General features: G+C 59.9%; 11 protein-coding genes. 2 read left to right on the top strand and 9 right to left on the bottom strand.

Annotated elements, in window-relative coordinates; translation table 11 throughout:
- Positions 1 to 132: 132 nt before the first annotated feature.
- The 6 genes from EHF33_RS05820 to rpoD all read right to left on the bottom strand — a co-directional run bounded on the left by EHF33_RS05820 (position 133) and on the right by rpoD (position 7,647).
- Complete coding sequence (locus EHF33_RS05820; RefSeq protein ID WP_241191285.1) at positions 133 to 1,404, bottom strand: ABC transporter substrate-binding protein; 1,272 nt, start codon at positions 1,402 to 1,404, stop codon at positions 133 to 135.
- Positions 1,405 to 1,614: 210 nt separating this feature from the next.
- Positions 1,615 to 2,481, bottom strand: coding sequence for a carbohydrate ABC transporter permease (locus EHF33_RS05815; protein WP_124868718.1), 867 nt, complete (start codon positions 2,479 to 2,481; stop codon positions 1,615 to 1,617).
- Positions 2,471 to 3,427, bottom strand: a complete 957-nt coding sequence (locus EHF33_RS05810; protein ID WP_241191284.1) for a carbohydrate ABC transporter permease — start codon at positions 3,425 to 3,427, stop codon at positions 2,471 to 2,473. The genes EHF33_RS05815 and EHF33_RS05810 overlap by 11 nt, the downstream gene beginning before the upstream one ends.
- 311 nt (positions 3,428 to 3,738) lie before the next feature.
- Positions 3,739 to 5,034, bottom strand: coding sequence for an ABC transporter substrate-binding protein (locus EHF33_RS05805; protein ID WP_241191283.1), 1,296 nt, complete (start codon positions 5,032 to 5,034; stop codon positions 3,739 to 3,741).
- A 195-nt stretch (positions 5,035 to 5,229) separates the two neighbouring features.
- Complete coding sequence (locus tag EHF33_RS05800; RefSeq protein WP_124868716.1) at positions 5,230 to 5,919, bottom strand: glycerophosphodiester phosphodiesterase; 690 nt, start codon at positions 5,917 to 5,919, stop codon at positions 5,230 to 5,232.
- A gap of 108 nt (positions 5,920 to 6,027) precedes the next feature.
- Positions 6,028 to 7,647, bottom strand: coding sequence for an RNA polymerase sigma factor RpoD (gene rpoD / locus EHF33_RS05795; RefSeq protein WP_164473419.1), 1,620 nt, complete (start codon positions 7,645 to 7,647; stop codon positions 6,028 to 6,030).
- A 415-nt stretch (positions 7,648 to 8,062) separates the two neighbouring features.
- Here rpoD and EHF33_RS05790 point away from each other — a divergent pair, with 415 nt between their 5' ends.
- Positions 8,063 to 10,642 carry a C1 family peptidase gene (locus EHF33_RS05790; RefSeq protein ID WP_124868714.1) on the top strand — a complete coding sequence of 860 codons (2,580 nt, stop codon included), beginning with the start codon at positions 8,063 to 8,065 and terminating at the stop codon, positions 10,640 to 10,642.
- Between the two features lie 183 nt (positions 10,643 to 10,825).
- Here EHF33_RS05790 and EHF33_RS05785 read toward each other — a convergent pair whose 3' ends face one another.
- Positions 10,826 to 11,764, bottom strand: a complete 939-nt coding sequence (locus EHF33_RS05785; RefSeq protein ID WP_124868712.1) for a GNAT family N-acetyltransferase — start codon at positions 11,762 to 11,764, stop codon at positions 10,826 to 10,828.
- 220 nt (positions 11,765 to 11,984) lie between these two features.
- Here EHF33_RS05785 and EHF33_RS05780 point away from each other — a divergent pair, with 220 nt between their 5' ends.
- Positions 11,985 to 12,974 (top strand): CDP-alcohol phosphatidyltransferase family protein, encoded by a 990-nt coding sequence (locus tag EHF33_RS05780; protein ID WP_124868710.1) that lies wholly within the window; start codon positions 11,985 to 11,987, stop codon positions 12,972 to 12,974.
- A gap of 24 nt (positions 12,975 to 12,998) precedes the next feature.
- Here EHF33_RS05780 and EHF33_RS05775 read toward each other — a convergent pair whose 3' ends face one another.
- Both EHF33_RS05775 and gatA read right to left on the bottom strand, forming a co-directional pair.
- The gene (locus EHF33_RS05775) at positions 12,999 to 13,649 is read right to left on the bottom strand and encodes a glycosyltransferase family 2 protein (RefSeq protein ID WP_124868708.1); all 651 of its coding nucleotides are present in this window, start codon (positions 13,647 to 13,649) and stop codon (positions 12,999 to 13,001) included.
- Complete coding sequence (gene gatA / locus EHF33_RS05770) at positions 13,642 to 15,099, bottom strand: Asp-tRNA(Asn)/Glu-tRNA(Gln) amidotransferase subunit GatA (protein WP_124868706.1); 1,458 nt, start codon at positions 15,097 to 15,099, stop codon at positions 13,642 to 13,644. The genes EHF33_RS05775 and gatA overlap by 8 nt, the downstream gene beginning before the upstream one ends.
- Positions 15,100 to 15,260 lie beyond the last annotated feature (161 nt).

Raw genomic sequence — 15,260 nt, 5'->3', positions numbered from 1 at the left:
TTCCTTCTTATCTTTGGGTGTTTCAATCACCGAAAGGCATATGGCGGCTAAGGAGTTGAGTTGGGCGCAGAGGCCAGCCACGTTGCGTTTGACTTTACTCCCTTTCTGCGCCCGCTTATGGGCCAATTGGTCTTATTTGAAGTTGGCGTTGTAATCGGCGATGGCGGCGTCGGCCTTGGTTTTGGCTTCAGCGAGCGCGGCGTCAACTGGCGTACCGCTCAGCACCCTTTGCAAGCCTTCTTCCACCGCACGCCGAACTTGCGGGCTTGCGCCGTTGAGGGCTCCGGCGGTGGCGGGGCTGGGAACGGTGTTGGTCTGCTGATTGAAGGCGACGAGTTGCAGCGGCGCTTGCTTGAACCAGCCTTCTTTCCTGAGCAGGGCAATACTGCTCTGGCGCACTGGATAGTAGCCGGTCAGCTTGTGCCAGTCGGCCATGTTCTGGGTGTTGGTCAGGTAGAGGGTAAAATCCAGCGCGGCCTCGGCCTCAGCCTTGCTGATATTTTTGGCCAGCCAGATGCTCGCGCCGCCCAAAACTACGCCGTTGCGCTTGCTGCCTGTGGGAATCGGCAATTTGCCCACACCCATCTGAAAGCCCGCCCGCTTGGCACCGTCGCCGTTGTTGCCGATTTTGGAAGTTGAGGTGATGTGAAACACCACTTTTTGATTGGTGAAGATGGCGTCACTGCCGTCAAAGTCTTCAAGTCTGCCGGTATAAGAGAAGTATTTGTTGTCTTGCATCGTCTTAAAGAATTGGAAGATGGTCTTGGCGGCGGGGCTGTCCAAGTTCGTGGCAGTGGCACGCCCACTTCTGCCGTTGTCGTTGTTGAGAAACGGCACGCCTTGCTCGGCCATCCAGTTTTCAAAAAACCAGCCGTTGAGACTCATCCCGAAGCAGGTTACGCCGAGATTGGCCGCTTCGATCTTTTTGCAGTCGGCCAGCAAACCCCCGAATGTGGTGGGCGGTTGTTTGGGATTCAGACCGGCTTTTTGCATCAAGTCCTTGTTGTAATACAGCACCGGGCTGCTGGAGTTAAATGGTAAGCTGTTGACCTTACCGCCGATGGTGTAGTAATTGATGACTGGCTTGATGTAATCGCTGAAGTCCACATTCTTGACGGCGCTGACCGGCTGAAAAATGCCGCTGTCTAAGGCGAGCTGGCTGCCACCTTCAAAAATTTGTGCCAAAGCGGGTGGATTGCCCTGCCTTGCGGCCAGAATGGTGGCCGTGATCAGTTCGCTGTCGTTTCCTTTGGCTACAGGCTTGACCATCGTTCCGGGGTGCATTTTGTTGTAGTCATCGGCACGGGACTGAATCCAATTCCCGCGTTTAGGATCTCCAAAGGTGTGCCAGAATTCAATATTGGTTTGAGCGGCGGCTGTTCCCAGCAAAGCGAGTGTCAACATGATTTTTCTCATTGAGTTAAGGTAATTGGTTGGCTGCTCGATATTATGTAAGCCGGGATAAGATGCACAAAAATGGTGAGGTTTTGGGCCCCCTGACTTCATTAAGGCCAGGCTGATTTCGCTTGTACCCTTGATTCTTGCAAATGAAGAAGCGTGCCGAACCTCAATACGAGGTTCAGCACGCTTCTTCCAGCGTTCAGAGGGAAAAGACTACTTGTCCTGTCCGAGGGCAAAGCCTTTGCTGAACTGCTCTTGCAGCAAGGTGAACACCAGCAGTGGCGGCACCAGAGTGATTAAGGCTCCGGCCATCACCGCGCCCCAGTCGGTTTGACCGCCCACGTCGATCAAGCGGCGTAGACCCACCTGCACCACCTGTTTGTCGTCAGACTGCATAATCACCAGCGGCCAGAGGTACTGATCCCAGGCTCCCACAAACTGAATGACCGCCAGCGCCCCGATGGTGTTCCAGCTCATCGGGATCAGGATTTTGCTGAGGAAGGTCATCGGGCCGCAGCCGTCGATGCGGGCGGCGTCGGCCAGCGACAGCGGAATATTCATGAAATGCTGCCGGAACAAAAAGGTGCCGGTGGCTGAGGCCAAAAACGGCACGATGATGGCCGCGTAGCTGTCAGACCATTTGAGGGTGCCCGACACCAGATCAAACAGCGCCACGATCAGCAGCTCGGTGGGCAACATCAGCGTGAAGAGCACCAGCGCAAACGCCACGCTTTTGAGAGGGAAGCGGAAGTAGACGAAGGCGAGTGCGGCCAGCAGCGACAAGATGGTTTTGCCCACCGTGACGCAGATGGTGACGACAAACGAGTTGAACATGAAGCGGCCGAGGTGGGCGTCGCCCCAGACGCTGGCGAGGTTGTGAAAAAACTGGGTGCCCGGCAAGAGACTCGGCCCGATCACCTGATCGCTGGACTGGGTCGCCTTGATCAGCGCGAACACCAGCGGCGAGGCGATGACAATGATGGCAATAATCAAGACCACATGAACCCACAGGTGGCGGATTGGCGGCTTACTGGAGCGGGGCTTGGCCGTTTGCGGTAATGAAACGGCTTTAGGCGCCATAGTGCACTCTCCGGTTGCCGTATCTGAACTGCATGACGGTAATCACCCCGACCATGACCAGCATCAGCACTGCTTGGGTGGCGGCCACGCCGGTTTTGAAATTGCGGAAGCCGTCTTCGTAGAGCTGATAAATCAAGAAGGTGGTGATACCGGTTTGGCCGTAGACGGGCCCGCCGCGCGTCAGGATATCGACCAAGCCGAAGCTGTCAAACAGCGCGTAGACCAAATTGGTAAACACCAAGAAGAAGGTCATGGGGGAGAGCAGCGGAAAGGTGACTTTCCAAAACGATTGCCAACCGCTCGCGCCGTCGATGGCCGCCGCTTCCGAAACCTCGCCAGGAATGTTTTGGAGGGCGGCCAGATAAAAGACCACGTTGTAGCCCAGCCCTTTCCAGACGGCGGCCAAGACCACCAAGCCGAAGGCCAAGAGTGGGTTGTCCAGCCAACGCGGACGCACGCCGACCAGGGAGGACAGCACGCTGTTGACCACACCGATTTCAGGATTGAACAAAAACAGCCAGATGGTGCCCGCGATGGCCGGAGACAGCGCGTAAGGATAAATCAGCATGAGGCGGTAAAACTTGGCTCCGGCAATCGGGCGGCTGGCCAGCCACGCCAGGCCCATCGCTGAAAATAAGCCCAAAAAGATGACCAGAGCGCAGTAAATGAGGGTCTGCAAGATGACTTGGTGGTACACCGGACTGGACAGCAGCTCGGCAAATTGCGCCAGACCCACGAAACTTTCGTTGCCCAAAATGATGTTGGAGCGGAACAAACTCAGCCGCAAGGTTCGGAGCGCTGGGTAATAGAGAAAGATCGCCAGAATGATGAAGGTGGGCAGCAAAAAAAGCCAGGGCAGCACAGGGTTGCGGAAGGTGGCCCGCTCTTCTGGGGCGCTGCTCACCTTGCCTGCTTTGGGTACGCGGCGTTTAGACGTCAGGCTCAAGGGAAACTCCTCCGGCAGGGCGAGTACGAAAGTGGAACTGAGGGGCCATAAAAAAATTTGGCCCAAGCCGACTCAACCTTACACTTGGGCCAATACTATTGATTTTTGTTTAATGTGGAAGTACAAAAATAACCTTTCGGCTGGCGGCTCTGCCCTCTCCCGGAGTATGGAGAAGAGAGGCGAGCGGATTCGAGATTCGGAGCTGCGGCTTGGTGCAGGTGCTAGGGCAGAGAGCAGCCCCCCGTATGGTGGCGGGGGGAGTAGAGAGCAAACTCAGCGCGAAACCGGGCCGTTGAGCCGTAAAGCAGCGGTTATTTGAAGTTTTTGTTGTAGTCGGTCAGGGCGGCGTTGATCTGGTTGGCGGTGTCGGCCAGCGTAGCATCGACGCTCTGTCCACCCAGGACTTTCTGGAGGCCCTGCTCCATGATGGTGCGGGTCTGGATCGCCACGCCGTTGAGGCCGCCCGCGCTGGCGGTGTTGTTCTTGGTGGCCAGCAACTGATTAAAGGCGGTGATTTGCAGCGGCGAGCCGCTAAACCAGCCCTGGCTGCGCAGCGAAGTGATGCTGCTGTTGCGCACCGGGTAGTAGCCGGTCAGCTTGTGCCAGTCGGCCATGTTTTTGGTGTTGGTCATGTAGAGGGCAAAGTCGAGCGCCGCATCGGCCTGGGGCTTGGTGATGCTCTTGGAAATCCACAGTGAAGCGCCGCCGATGACCACGCCGTTGCGCTTGGTGCCGTCGGGAATGGGCAGCACGCCGACGCCGATTTTGAAGCCTGCCGTCTTGGCCGAGGCGATCTGATTGCCCAAGTCCGCCGTGCTGTTGATGGTAAAGGCGGCCCGCTGGTTGCTGAAAATGGCGTTGGTGCCGTCGGTGTCGGCCAGCTTGCCGGTGTTGGTGATATAGCCCTTGTCCTGAAGGTCTTTAAAGAATTGGAAAATCTTTTTGCCTGCCGGGCCGTTGAGGGTGGTGGCGGTGGCGCGGGCGGTGCGTCCGTTGCCGTTGTTGAACAAGTCGGCGTTTTGCTCGGACATCCACTGCTCCACAAACCAGCCGTAAAGCGCTAAGCTCATGCACTTGGTGTCGGGCAGCGCCACTTTGAGCTTGTCGCAGGCCTTAAGGATTCCGCCGAAGGTGGTGGGCGGCGCGGCAGGATTGAGGCCCGCTTTGGTCAGCATGTCTTTGTTGAAATACAGCACTGGAGACGAGCTGTTAAACGGCAAGCTGTTGACCTTGCCGTTGATGGTGTAGTAATTGATGACGGGTTTGATGTAATCGCTGAAATCCACATTTTTAACGGAGCTGACCGGCTGAAACACCCCGGAGTCGAGGGCCAACTGGCTGCCGACTTCAAAGATTTGTACCAGGGCCGGGGCTTTGTTCTGGCGGGCGGCCAAAATGGTGGCCTGCAAGGAGTCGTTGTAGCCTCCTTTGTAGCTGGGCACCACCGTCACGCTGGGGTGGGCTTTGTTGTATTCGTCAGCGCGGGCTTTGATCCAGTCTGCCCGCTTGGCGTCGCCGAAAGAGTGCCAAAATTCGACGGTCGTTTGGGCCGCCGCCATTTGAAAAGCGGTGCCGCCGAGGGCCAGCATCAACATGATTCGTTTCATGAAACTCCTTTTACACTTGAAGCAGGGTCTGCCCACTGACGCGCCCTGGCCCAGACCATAAACGTCTCAGAGCCTAAGGAGATTTCGTCAAGTGGTTGTCATCTATTCTAACCTGACATTGACCTGACACAGCTGTTAACAGAGCCGCTCTATACAGCCGCTCTATACAGCCGCTCTATACAGCCGCTTGGTTGCTCATACGCCCGCTCTGGCGCTCAGCAACTCCTCCGGCACGTCACCGATCAGGCCCGCGACGCCCAGAGCCAGCAGCTCACGTCCCTGCGCCGCCTCATTGATCGTCCAGGTGTTGACCCGCCAGCCTTCCCGAGCTGCCATTTCCATCAGCTCCGGCGTGATGAGTCTGAAGTGCGGGTGGAGGGCCGCCACTTCCAAGCGCCGCGCCACTTCCGGCACCAAATCACAGCCGATATGGTACGTCCGGTGGTACAAAAAGCCGCGCTCGATTTGCGGCGCGTGCTGCTGGGCGGCCAGCAGTTGCAGCGGGCTGAACGAACTGACAAGCACCTGACTTGTCAGGCCGTAGGCCCGCACCAAATCCAACGTTTCCTCGGTGCGCCCGTCCCCCTTGCCCACTTCCGGCTTGATTTCCAAATTGAGGTACGCGCCGGTCTCTGCCGCCCACGCCAGCACCTCCGGCAGCAGCGGCATGTAAGCGGGCAGATCAGCGCGGCTGAGGGCACTGAGTTTGCGCCCGTCTTTGAGCTGGGCGTCATGGCAAATCACCAAACCGCCGTCGCCCAGCCGCCGAATGTCAGTTTCCACGCCGTCCAGGCCCGCGTCGAGAGCGGCTTGAAATCCGGCGAGCGAGTTTTCGGGGTGCAGGCGGGGTGCGCCTCGGTGGCCGAGCAGCAGGGGAGAAGTCATCTTCCTAGCCTAGCGAAACCCGCCCCAGAAATGGGGGAGAGCCGGGTGAGGCACACAAAAAAAACGGCCACCTCCCAGTTGGAAAGGTGGCCGCCCACATCTTGAAGCTCAGTCCAAAAAGTCGCGCAGCTTGCGGGTGCGACTCTCGTGGTACTTGAGCTTACGCAGCGCCTTGTTTTCAATCTGGCGAATGCGTTCACGGGTGACGTTAAAGCGCTGGCCGACTTCTTCGAGCGTATGCTCGCGCCCGTCCACCAGGCCCTTGCGGAATTTGAGCACCATCGCCTCGCGCTCGGTCAGTTTGCCCAGCGCTTTTTCGAGTTCCTCGGAAAGCAGGGTCTTGGCGGCGTTCTCGACTGGGCTGTCCAGGTTTTCGTCGGGAATGAAGTCGCCGTAAAAGCTGTCTTTCTCGTCGCCAATCGGCGTTTCCAGTGACACTGGTTCTTGAGAGACCTTCTGGACTTCTTCGACTTTGGGCGCGTCCCAGCCCGGCCCCATCGCCTCGGCGATTTCTTCGTAAGTGGGTTCGCGGCTGAGTTCTTGCTGAAGCTGCCTGGCCGTGCGGGTCAGCTTGTTGATGGTTTCGACCATGTGCACCGGAATGCGGATGGTGCGGGCCTGGTCGGCGATGGCCCTGTTGATGGCCTGCCGAATCCACCACGTCGCGTAGGTAGAGAACTTGTAGCGGCGGCGGTACTCGAACTTCTCCACCGCCCGGATCAGGCCCTGGTTGCCTTCCTGAATCAAATCGAGGAAACCCAGACCGCGCCCGGTGTACTTCTTGGCGATGCTGACCACCAGGCGCAAGTTGGCTTCGATCAAGCCCTGGCGGGCCGCCGCGCCGTCTTCCATCTGGCGCTTGAGGCGGCGCTGGGCACGTTCTTCGAGTTCCGGCTCTTCCTCGTGCGATTTGCGGGCTTCCTCCCCTTCTTCGATGCGGCGGGCCAGCGCAATTTCTTCTTCCAAGGTCAGCAGCGGAACCCGGCCAATTTCGTGCAGGTACTGGCGTACCGGGTCATTGCTGACGGCGCGGGGCATGTCGTCGAAGTATTTCTCTTCGTCGTCAGCTTCCTCTTTTTCCTTTTCCTCGCCCTCGGCGTCTTCTTCTTCCTCGTCTTCGTCGAGGTCTTGAATTTCGATGTGTTGGCTCTGGATGTAGAGCTGCAAATCTTCAAAGGCGTCGGCGGTTTCGGGGTCGAGGCCGCCCGCTTCCAGAGCGGTGGTCAGGGCGGTGGCAATTTCTTCCGCCGTCAGCGTGCCCGCCACTTTGCCGGTTTTGAGCAACTCCTGAATGCTGGCGTGCTGGTAATACGGCTTTTCTTGGGCAGCGCTGGCCGATTTGCTGGCTTTCTTGCTCGGCTTGTCGGCGGCTTCACCCGATTTGCCAGCAGCTTTGCCTTTGCTAGCCGAATCCGGCTGCGCGGCGTCGGCTTTCTTGGTGCTGGCCTTTTTGGCAGGCGCTTTTTTGGTCGCGGCCTTTGCGGCGGGCGCGGCTTTGGCCGTCTCCGCTTTGGTGGTGTCGGCTTTGACAGCGGCGGCAGTGCTTTGAGTGACGGCAGATTTTGCGTCAGCAGATTCGGCTCGCTCGCTGAGCTCCAGCGCCGTGGGTTTTTTGACCCGCGATTTGGGCGCAGTTTTGGCGGGCGCTTTGGCCGGTTCGGAAGCCTGCTCAACGGGTGCGGCGGGCGGTTGAATCTTTTTGCGGCGGGCAGTGGGTTGTTCAGCCATGTTTGCTCCAAAGTGACCTCAACGAACAGGCCAGAGGTGGGGCTTGTTGCGGCGAGGAGTGTGACGTAGTCCGGGAAGTGTAGATCAGAAAAGGGGGCGAAAAATAAGAAATTTCAAATTCCTCTTTCTCACTTAACGGGTTAGTCTAGCAGTTGATTCTAGAAAAGCTTCCGTGAGCCTTACCTTTGCGGCGGCGCGGAAAGGCAAACGGGTGAGTTTCGCTGAATTGGGGCCGCCCCAGCCAAGCGAGCGCCCCGGGCATGTCCGCTTCCTGTTCGGGCGAAAATGAAGTTTAACAGTTTTTTAACGCCCTCTAATTTAGGGTGCAGTGACACGCCGTCTTAAGCGCCGGTGAAGGGGCAGCCCGCCTCTGGATGCCGGACGCTGGGTGCTTGACGTGTGGAGAGGGGAAAAGATGAAAAGCAAACTCACCAAGGTCTTACTTGTGGGCACGTTGCTCAGCATGGTGCTGGCGAGCTGTGGGGGGAACGGTGATCCCAAACCCAAGCCGCCGCCCGATGCGTCTTTGTTTACGGCGGCCAATGCATGGGACGGCAGCGCCCCCAGCGACGCCACCACACTCACGCCCGACGAGTTTCAGGCCAAAGTTAAAAGCGGCGAGATTGAGCTGATCACTGCCCAAGACCTCAAAGGTCAGGAGCAGACCTGGCGCGATCAGTACGTCCAAGACCAAGCCTTCCTCAAGGCCATCCCCGCCGATCAGCGTAGCCCAGACGTGGAAGCGCTGCTGAACCAGACCCCCGACTTGCCGATGACCCCTGGCGGCGATTACATCATCACCGTTAAAAACAATGACGGCACCACCTTCAATACCATCACCTTGGGCAAGCAAAGCCAGATGCGCCAGATCGTCGAGAGCTTTAAGCAGGCCAGCAGTTCTGAAAACGCGCTCGCGGCTTATCAAGCGGCCTATGACGCTTCGCCCGCCGACATTCAGGGCAAAATCAGCGCTCCCAGCCGCTTGAGCGGCCAGCCTGTGAGCACGATCATGAACGCGCTGGACAATTTGGATGACGCCCTTGCCAGTGTGGCAAATTTGGACAACACCCGCATAGAGCCCCAGTCGCTGACGCCTCAGAGCGGCCCCGGTAACGGCGTGGACACGGCTGGCATCTGCACGCCGTCGAATGCGGGCATCACCAAGAATTTCTGGTGGCCGCTCAAACGCTTTACCACGCCGGTCAAGCAGCAAGGCATGCGCGGCAGTTGCTGGGGCTTTGCGGCGGTAGCGGCGCTGGAAAGCCGCGAGATGGTGGTGCATGATCAGACGCTCAACCTCAGCGAGCAGTACATCGTCAATAAAAACAAGCGCAATTATGCGCCCAGCGATTTCTCGGACGGCTACAGCGCGGCAGCGGCCCTTAACAACATGCTCAACCACAACGACAAGATCCCCAGTGAGGGCGCGTGGACGTACAACCAATCCTACGGACGCCCCAGCACCGCCTTTGACGCCGGTGTGGCAGGCACCGCCGCTTCGTACAAGAATGCTTGCAGCAACTACAGCGGCTACTGTTCGGAAACCGCTCACCAAAGCCCGCGCTCCTGCACCAGTTTCTTGTTTATTACCTACTGCGCCTATAACACCGTTACAAACGTAGGCGGCGGAGTGGACGGCAGCGCCACCACGGAAGTGTGGAATAACGCGTGGTCAACTTCCAGTGCCCATACCCGGCGCAGCCATTTCCCCGTCAACACCATTCGGGTTTTGCTCGCCAGCGGCCAACCCCTGCTGGCATCGTTTGGCGTGTTTCCCGGCTGGGACGGTGCAGGTGCTAGCGGCTTTGTCACCAACTACAGTTCTACTGGTGGGCGCGGCGGCCACGTCGTCTTGATGACCGGCTTTATTTCCAACGCCACTTTGGCCCAGCGCTTGCCGTCTGCGCCGGCTGGAGCGGGCGGCGGCTACTTCATCATCAAAAACTCGTGGGGCTGCGGAGCGGCCGACGCGGGCTACTACTACGTGCCAGTTGATTACGTGACCAAGTTCTTCTCCAATCTCACGCGCATGAACATGACCACTTCGCGCTCAGCACGCTGGAACACCGAAGTGGTGCAGGGCAAAGGCAGCGCCGGCCCGCAGGTCAGCTTGACTGCGCCGTTCACTTTTTCTGGCGGCTTCCACCAGCCTTTCTACTTCAATTTCCAAAAACTCCAGACGTTCAGCGCCCGCGTCAATGACGCCACCGACGGTCAGGACTGCTGCTCCAGCAGCCTCGAATGGTTCTCGGCCAAAGCAGGCGCGAATAAAATCGCCAGCGGTAAAACCGTCAACTTGAATTTGGCGGGCAGCGGCGCGAGCGATACCATCACCACCAAAGCCAAAGACTCGGACGGCAATGTAGGCCAGATCAGTTTTATGGTGTACGACGGCGGCTATCCCATAGTGACCGTTCTCTATCCGCAGCAAGGATCGACCTTGCCGCTCAAGACTCCCACCCTTTTGCAGGCGAACGCCGTGCAGTTTCTGGGCGGCGGTAACCTGGACACGGCTCTGAACTGTGCCGGCATGACCTGGAAGAGCAGCAAAGCCGGTGAAGGCCCGTGGACGGGATGCACGCCCAGCGTGAGCTTCGCCACGTCCGGCCCGCGCACCCTGACCGCCAGTCAGACTTACGATGGCCGCACAGACAGCAAAACCGTGAGCGTCACGGTGGCGGAAGCGCCGACCCCGCCGACGCCCACCGTGGTGGTGACGATCACCGCGCCCAAACTGCCGTATTCAGTCGGAACGTACGGCTCCAGCGTTCTTGTTGACTTCGCGGGCAGCGTGACGCTCAACGGCGTGAGCGCGTCGTGCGCGACGCTGACTTGGAAGGCAGTCAGTGCGACCAAGACCTACACCGGCACAGGCTGCGCTCCCAAAATCGATTTGAATATCGGTGTCTATACCGTGACCGTCACTTACACCAACGGCTCGGGCCAAGGGTCGGCCAGCGGAACCGTGACTATCGTTCAGAAAATAGTTGGTTAAGTAAGCCAATGTTTATCTTTAGATAAATCGAGCGAAGCGAGAGATGGGAAAAGTACGGCGAGATGGGAGTGGAGGGATGGAGCGCTCTCTGCGGAATCCCGAAACGGTAATCTTGCTGTACTTAGCGCTTAGCACCCGCTGTACTGGCCCGCTTTCCCGACTTGGGGGAGCGGGCTTGCTTAACTACAATCTGATCTGCACCCAGCCGCCCACGTCCACCCGCCCGGCCCGCGTCGCCGCTGTGATCGCGCCCCTATTCTCGGCGTGAATGATGCCGATCAGCACGCGGCTTTGATCCGGCAAAGCGCGGGCCAGCAGCGTGCTGAGAAATGTGCCGTAGCCCTTGCCGCGAAACGGCGGGGCCAGAATCAATTCCTGCACCACATAAGCATCCAGGCCCAGCGTATCGGCTGCGAAGTTTTCGGTGCTCCCGACGTATCCGGCCCACTCGCCGTTAACCAGCACATCGAACAGGGTTCCCACTTCGATCAACTCCTGCAAGGTTTCTTCACTTTCGATTTGGGCTTGCTGTGGGTGGTCGGGATGCCGAGCGTCCACGCTGGCGTAGGCGGCCTGCGCGTCTGGGTAATGCTGCAAATCTGGGGTGGGCCGGGTATTGAGTTCGGGCGGCACATCCACTTTTCTGAGCTCCACAATCGGCGCGGCCAGAAAGCGCTTGTCGGGTGAGGTTTCTGGAAAATGTCCGGCAGGCGCGGCGCTCCAGAGCCTCAAATACAGCGGCTTGAACGTTCCGTAGATCTCGCGGGCGACTTCAGCCAGGGCGGGCAAATCCAGCTCAGTCAGCGGGCGGCTGAGCAGACTGGCGTCCACAAAGGGTTTGGCTCTGTCCAGTCCCTCGAAGCGGATGCTCAGCATGGCGTGGAGGTCAGGCGGCACGTTGACCCAGCGGTTGAGAAACGCCTGTGCGCCCTGGCCCACGTCCAGAAACTCGGCCCGCTTGGCAGCCAAGTCGAGATCGTGAGCGAGTTGTAAATCAAACCCGTAAATCTCCGCGAGGCGCTCCAGACGTGTCTCGTCAGCTTGCCAAGCGCGGGTCAGCGGGTGCTGGGCAGCTAAACCGAAGTGGGCCAGCTCTAAAGCTGCCGGTAAAGAGGAGGTCATGCTCTGAATGGTAGCGCGGCAACGTTTGCCCTTTTCGGTGCGTACTGTCTGTCATGTTTCGGGCCCTGCTGCTTCAAGTCTGAGATGTTCGCAAAATCTTCGGCGGTAAAGTGGCTGCAGAAAACCTGGGCCTGGAAGTGCGGGCTGGGGAGGTTTACGCCCTTTTGGGCAGTAATGCTGGCTTACGGCCTCGCCATCATCACTACCAACGCCTACGGACTTGTTGCTGAGTAGTCCGATCAAATTGGCGAGATTGCGCTGGCTCAAGGCCTTAGCAGCGGCGTTGCCCGTCATCGGAATCTGGGCGGTGCTGGGCGTGCTGTGCCTCGCTCTGTTGCCCAGCCTCAAAGCGGAGCTGGCTTTGGGTTTGGGCCTGTGCAGCATGCCGATCGTGGTGTCCCGGCCCCTGAGCCTGCGCCGCAGTGATTTGATGCAGCGCAAACAAAAAAGTGACTTGCTGGCCGCGTTCAGGCAATTCGGCATGGAAGCGCTACTGCTGGGCACACTCTCTTGGCTACCGGCAACCGGTGGGGTGGTGGCGCTGAGCTTCATGTGGACGGCGCGGCAGCGAGCGCTGAACGGAAGGAGCGCCGCTCTGCGTTTTGCTCTCATCTTCTGGGCATTACACTGGATTATGTCCCTGAGAGCGAATTGGCTGGTCGCCCTGCGTGCCGGGCTGGCGCTGTTGTTTCCCTTTTTCTTCCGCGTGGGCGACGTGCCGGGCCTGTGGTGGTCGCTGGGCCTGCTGGCCTTGATGGGCCTGAGTGACGTGCTGGACGGCTGGGTGGCCCGCCGCAGCGGCAAGGCCAGTCGGGTGGGTGAACTCTTGGACAGCATGGCCGACGGGCTGGCCCGCATCACCGCGCTGATCGTGTTCGTGGCCGCCGACGTGTTGCCGCTGTGGATGGTGCTGCTGCTGGTTTGGCGCGACCTCATTTCGTGGTCGCTGCGCTTCATGGATCTCGGCATGGGTAAGGACGAAGTCCACAAGCGCTTGTCGGGCAAGCTCAACGGCGCGGCCCAGAGCTTGCTGGTCGGCGGCGTGGTGGTCGCTCTGCTCACAGCGGCCATTCGGGACATGCCGGAGCCGCTGAACCTCATCTGGTGGCTGGGTCTGCTCAGCGCCGCGACTGCCGCTTGGAGTACCCTCGATTTGGTCGTGACCTACCGCCAGACCATCCGCCGCTTTCTGGGACTGGCCCAAGCGTAGAGCGCCTGGGCACAGACGCGGCAATCAGCGCCTGCGCCGCAGCCGGTAGGCCGCCAATTGCTGAAACATTTCCAAACGGGCACGTAGCCCCGCCGCCAAGCCCAATTTGTCTTCTTTGGTGCGGTGGCCCACGCCCCGCAGCAGCACATACTTGGGCCGAATGTCCGAGCGCTTGAGACGGTCTTCGATCATCAGTTCGATGGCGTAACGCTGCCCGGCGGCGTCCAGCTCCGTGAGGAGTTCACGCTTCATGGCCCGTTGTCCGCTCCAGCGCCGGGTCAGCCAACTGGCCAGGGTGGTATGGGCGGCCCCAGCGACAAACAGGCCGACGGTGGCGGCAGCTTCGCCACTGATAACAGGGCCAGCCAAAGCGTGAAGGTGTTCGGCCCTTACGCCGATCAAGTCGGCGTCGAGCAGCAGCACGATCTCGCCGGAGGTGGCTGCGACTCCGGCCAGCAGCGCACCCGCCTTGCCCCGGTTGGGTTGCAATTCCAGCACTTCTGCTCCAGCCCGGCGGGCTTCGGCGGCAGTGTCGTCGGTGCTGCCGTCACTGACCACCAGCACTTCCAGTGGCCCGGCAGCCCAAGCGGCCCGCACGGTGGCGGCCACCGTCTGGGCTTCGTTGTAAGCCGGAATGACGACGCTGACCCGCCGCAGGTTGGAGGGGTCAGGCACCCGGCGCGAGTTCCACCTTCACCGCTCCGCTGCGCTCCAGAGCGCTGACCACCGTCAGCAGTTTTTCGTCGCTGAGTGCGGGGGCAATCAGTTGGATGCCCAGCGGTAAGCGCTTGCCGTCAACCGTCTCGAATCCGGCAGGCACGCTCAGTGCGGGCAATCCGGCCAGGCTGATCGCCACCGTGTCCACGTCAGCGGCGTACATGGCCACCGGATCGCTGACTTTCTCGCCGCGCTTAAAGGCCGGAAAGGGGCTGGTGGGCGTGATCAGAATGTCGAACTGTCCAAAGGCCCGGTTGAAGTCGTCGGCGATCAGGCGGCGCACTTTCATGGCTTTGCTGTAATAAGCGTCGTAATACCCGCTCGACAGCGCGTAGGTGCCGATCAGAATGCGGCGTTTGACCTCGCGCCCGAAACCCTGCCCCCGCGCCCGACTCATAGACGTGTTCACATCGCCCGCGTCTACCCGAGTGCCGTAGACCATGCCGTCGTAGCGGGCAAGGTTGCTGCTGGCTTCCGGCGTGGAGATCAAGTAGTAAGCGGCCACCGCGTGCTGGAGGGTCGGCAAGCTGATGTCACTGACCGTCGCGCCCAAGTCTTTGAGGGCGTCCAGCATGTGCTTCAAAGCTGCTTCCACGCCCGCCGTGTTGCCGCCCAGCGACTCGCTAATCACGCCGACCCGTAGCCCTTTGATCTCTGCGCCGAGGGACGCCGCGAAGTTGGGCGCGGCCTCCAAGCTGGTGGCGTCCCTCGGGTCGTGTCCGCTGATGGCGTCCAGCATCAGGGCCAAATCTTGGGCTGAGGTAGCAAACGGCCCGATCTGATCGAGGCTGCTGGCGTGCGCCACCAAACCGTAGCGGCTGACGCGCCCATACGTCGGCTTGAAGCCGTAAACCCCGGTGAATCCGGCGGGCTGGCGCACTGAGCCGCCGGTATCCGAGCCGAGCGAGAGTGCCACCATGCCCGAAGCTACCGCCGCCGCGCTGCCGCCGGAGGTGCCGCCGGGTACGCGGGAGGTGTCCCAAGGGTTCTGCGTAGCCCCAAACGCGCCGGTTTCGGTGCTCGACCCCATCGCAAACTCGTCCATGTTGGCCTTGCCCACGATGACGGCCCCGGCCCGCTGCACCTTTTGCACGGCGGTGGCGGTATAAGGGCTGACATAGCCCGCCAGCATCCGGCTACCGCAGGTGGTGGCGGTGCCGATCAGGTTCAGGTTGTCTTTGATGACGATGGGCACGCCGGCCAGTGGCAAGGTTTCGCCAGCCGCCAAGCGGCGCGAAATGTCAGTGGCTTGGGCGTCTACCTGTTCGGCACTCAGTACGCTGATCAGCGAACCAAATGAATCGGCCTCAGCGCGGGCGCGGGCGTCTTGGGCAAAGCGCTGGGGACTTTGACCGCCCTGAACGGCGGCGGCAATCTGGGCGGCGGTGAGCTGGGGGTCGGGAGACATGGGACGTAGTTTAGGGCTTTGAGGGGGCTAGGGGGTTTTGAGTGCAGGCTACCTGAAACTCGGTGACACGCTCAAAACCGCCAGCGGAGGCAGCGGCCAAGTCGTGTTGGTGCAAACCATCCCAGATACCTAGCAGATGTACAATCCCACCGTTGATACTG

The organism is Deinococcus psychrotolerans, assembly GCF_003860465.1.
GTDB classification, from domain to species: Bacteria; Deinococcota; Deinococci; order Deinococcales; family Deinococcaceae; genus Deinococcus; species Deinococcus psychrotolerans.
This window is presented reverse-complemented; position numbering and strand designations above follow the sequence as displayed.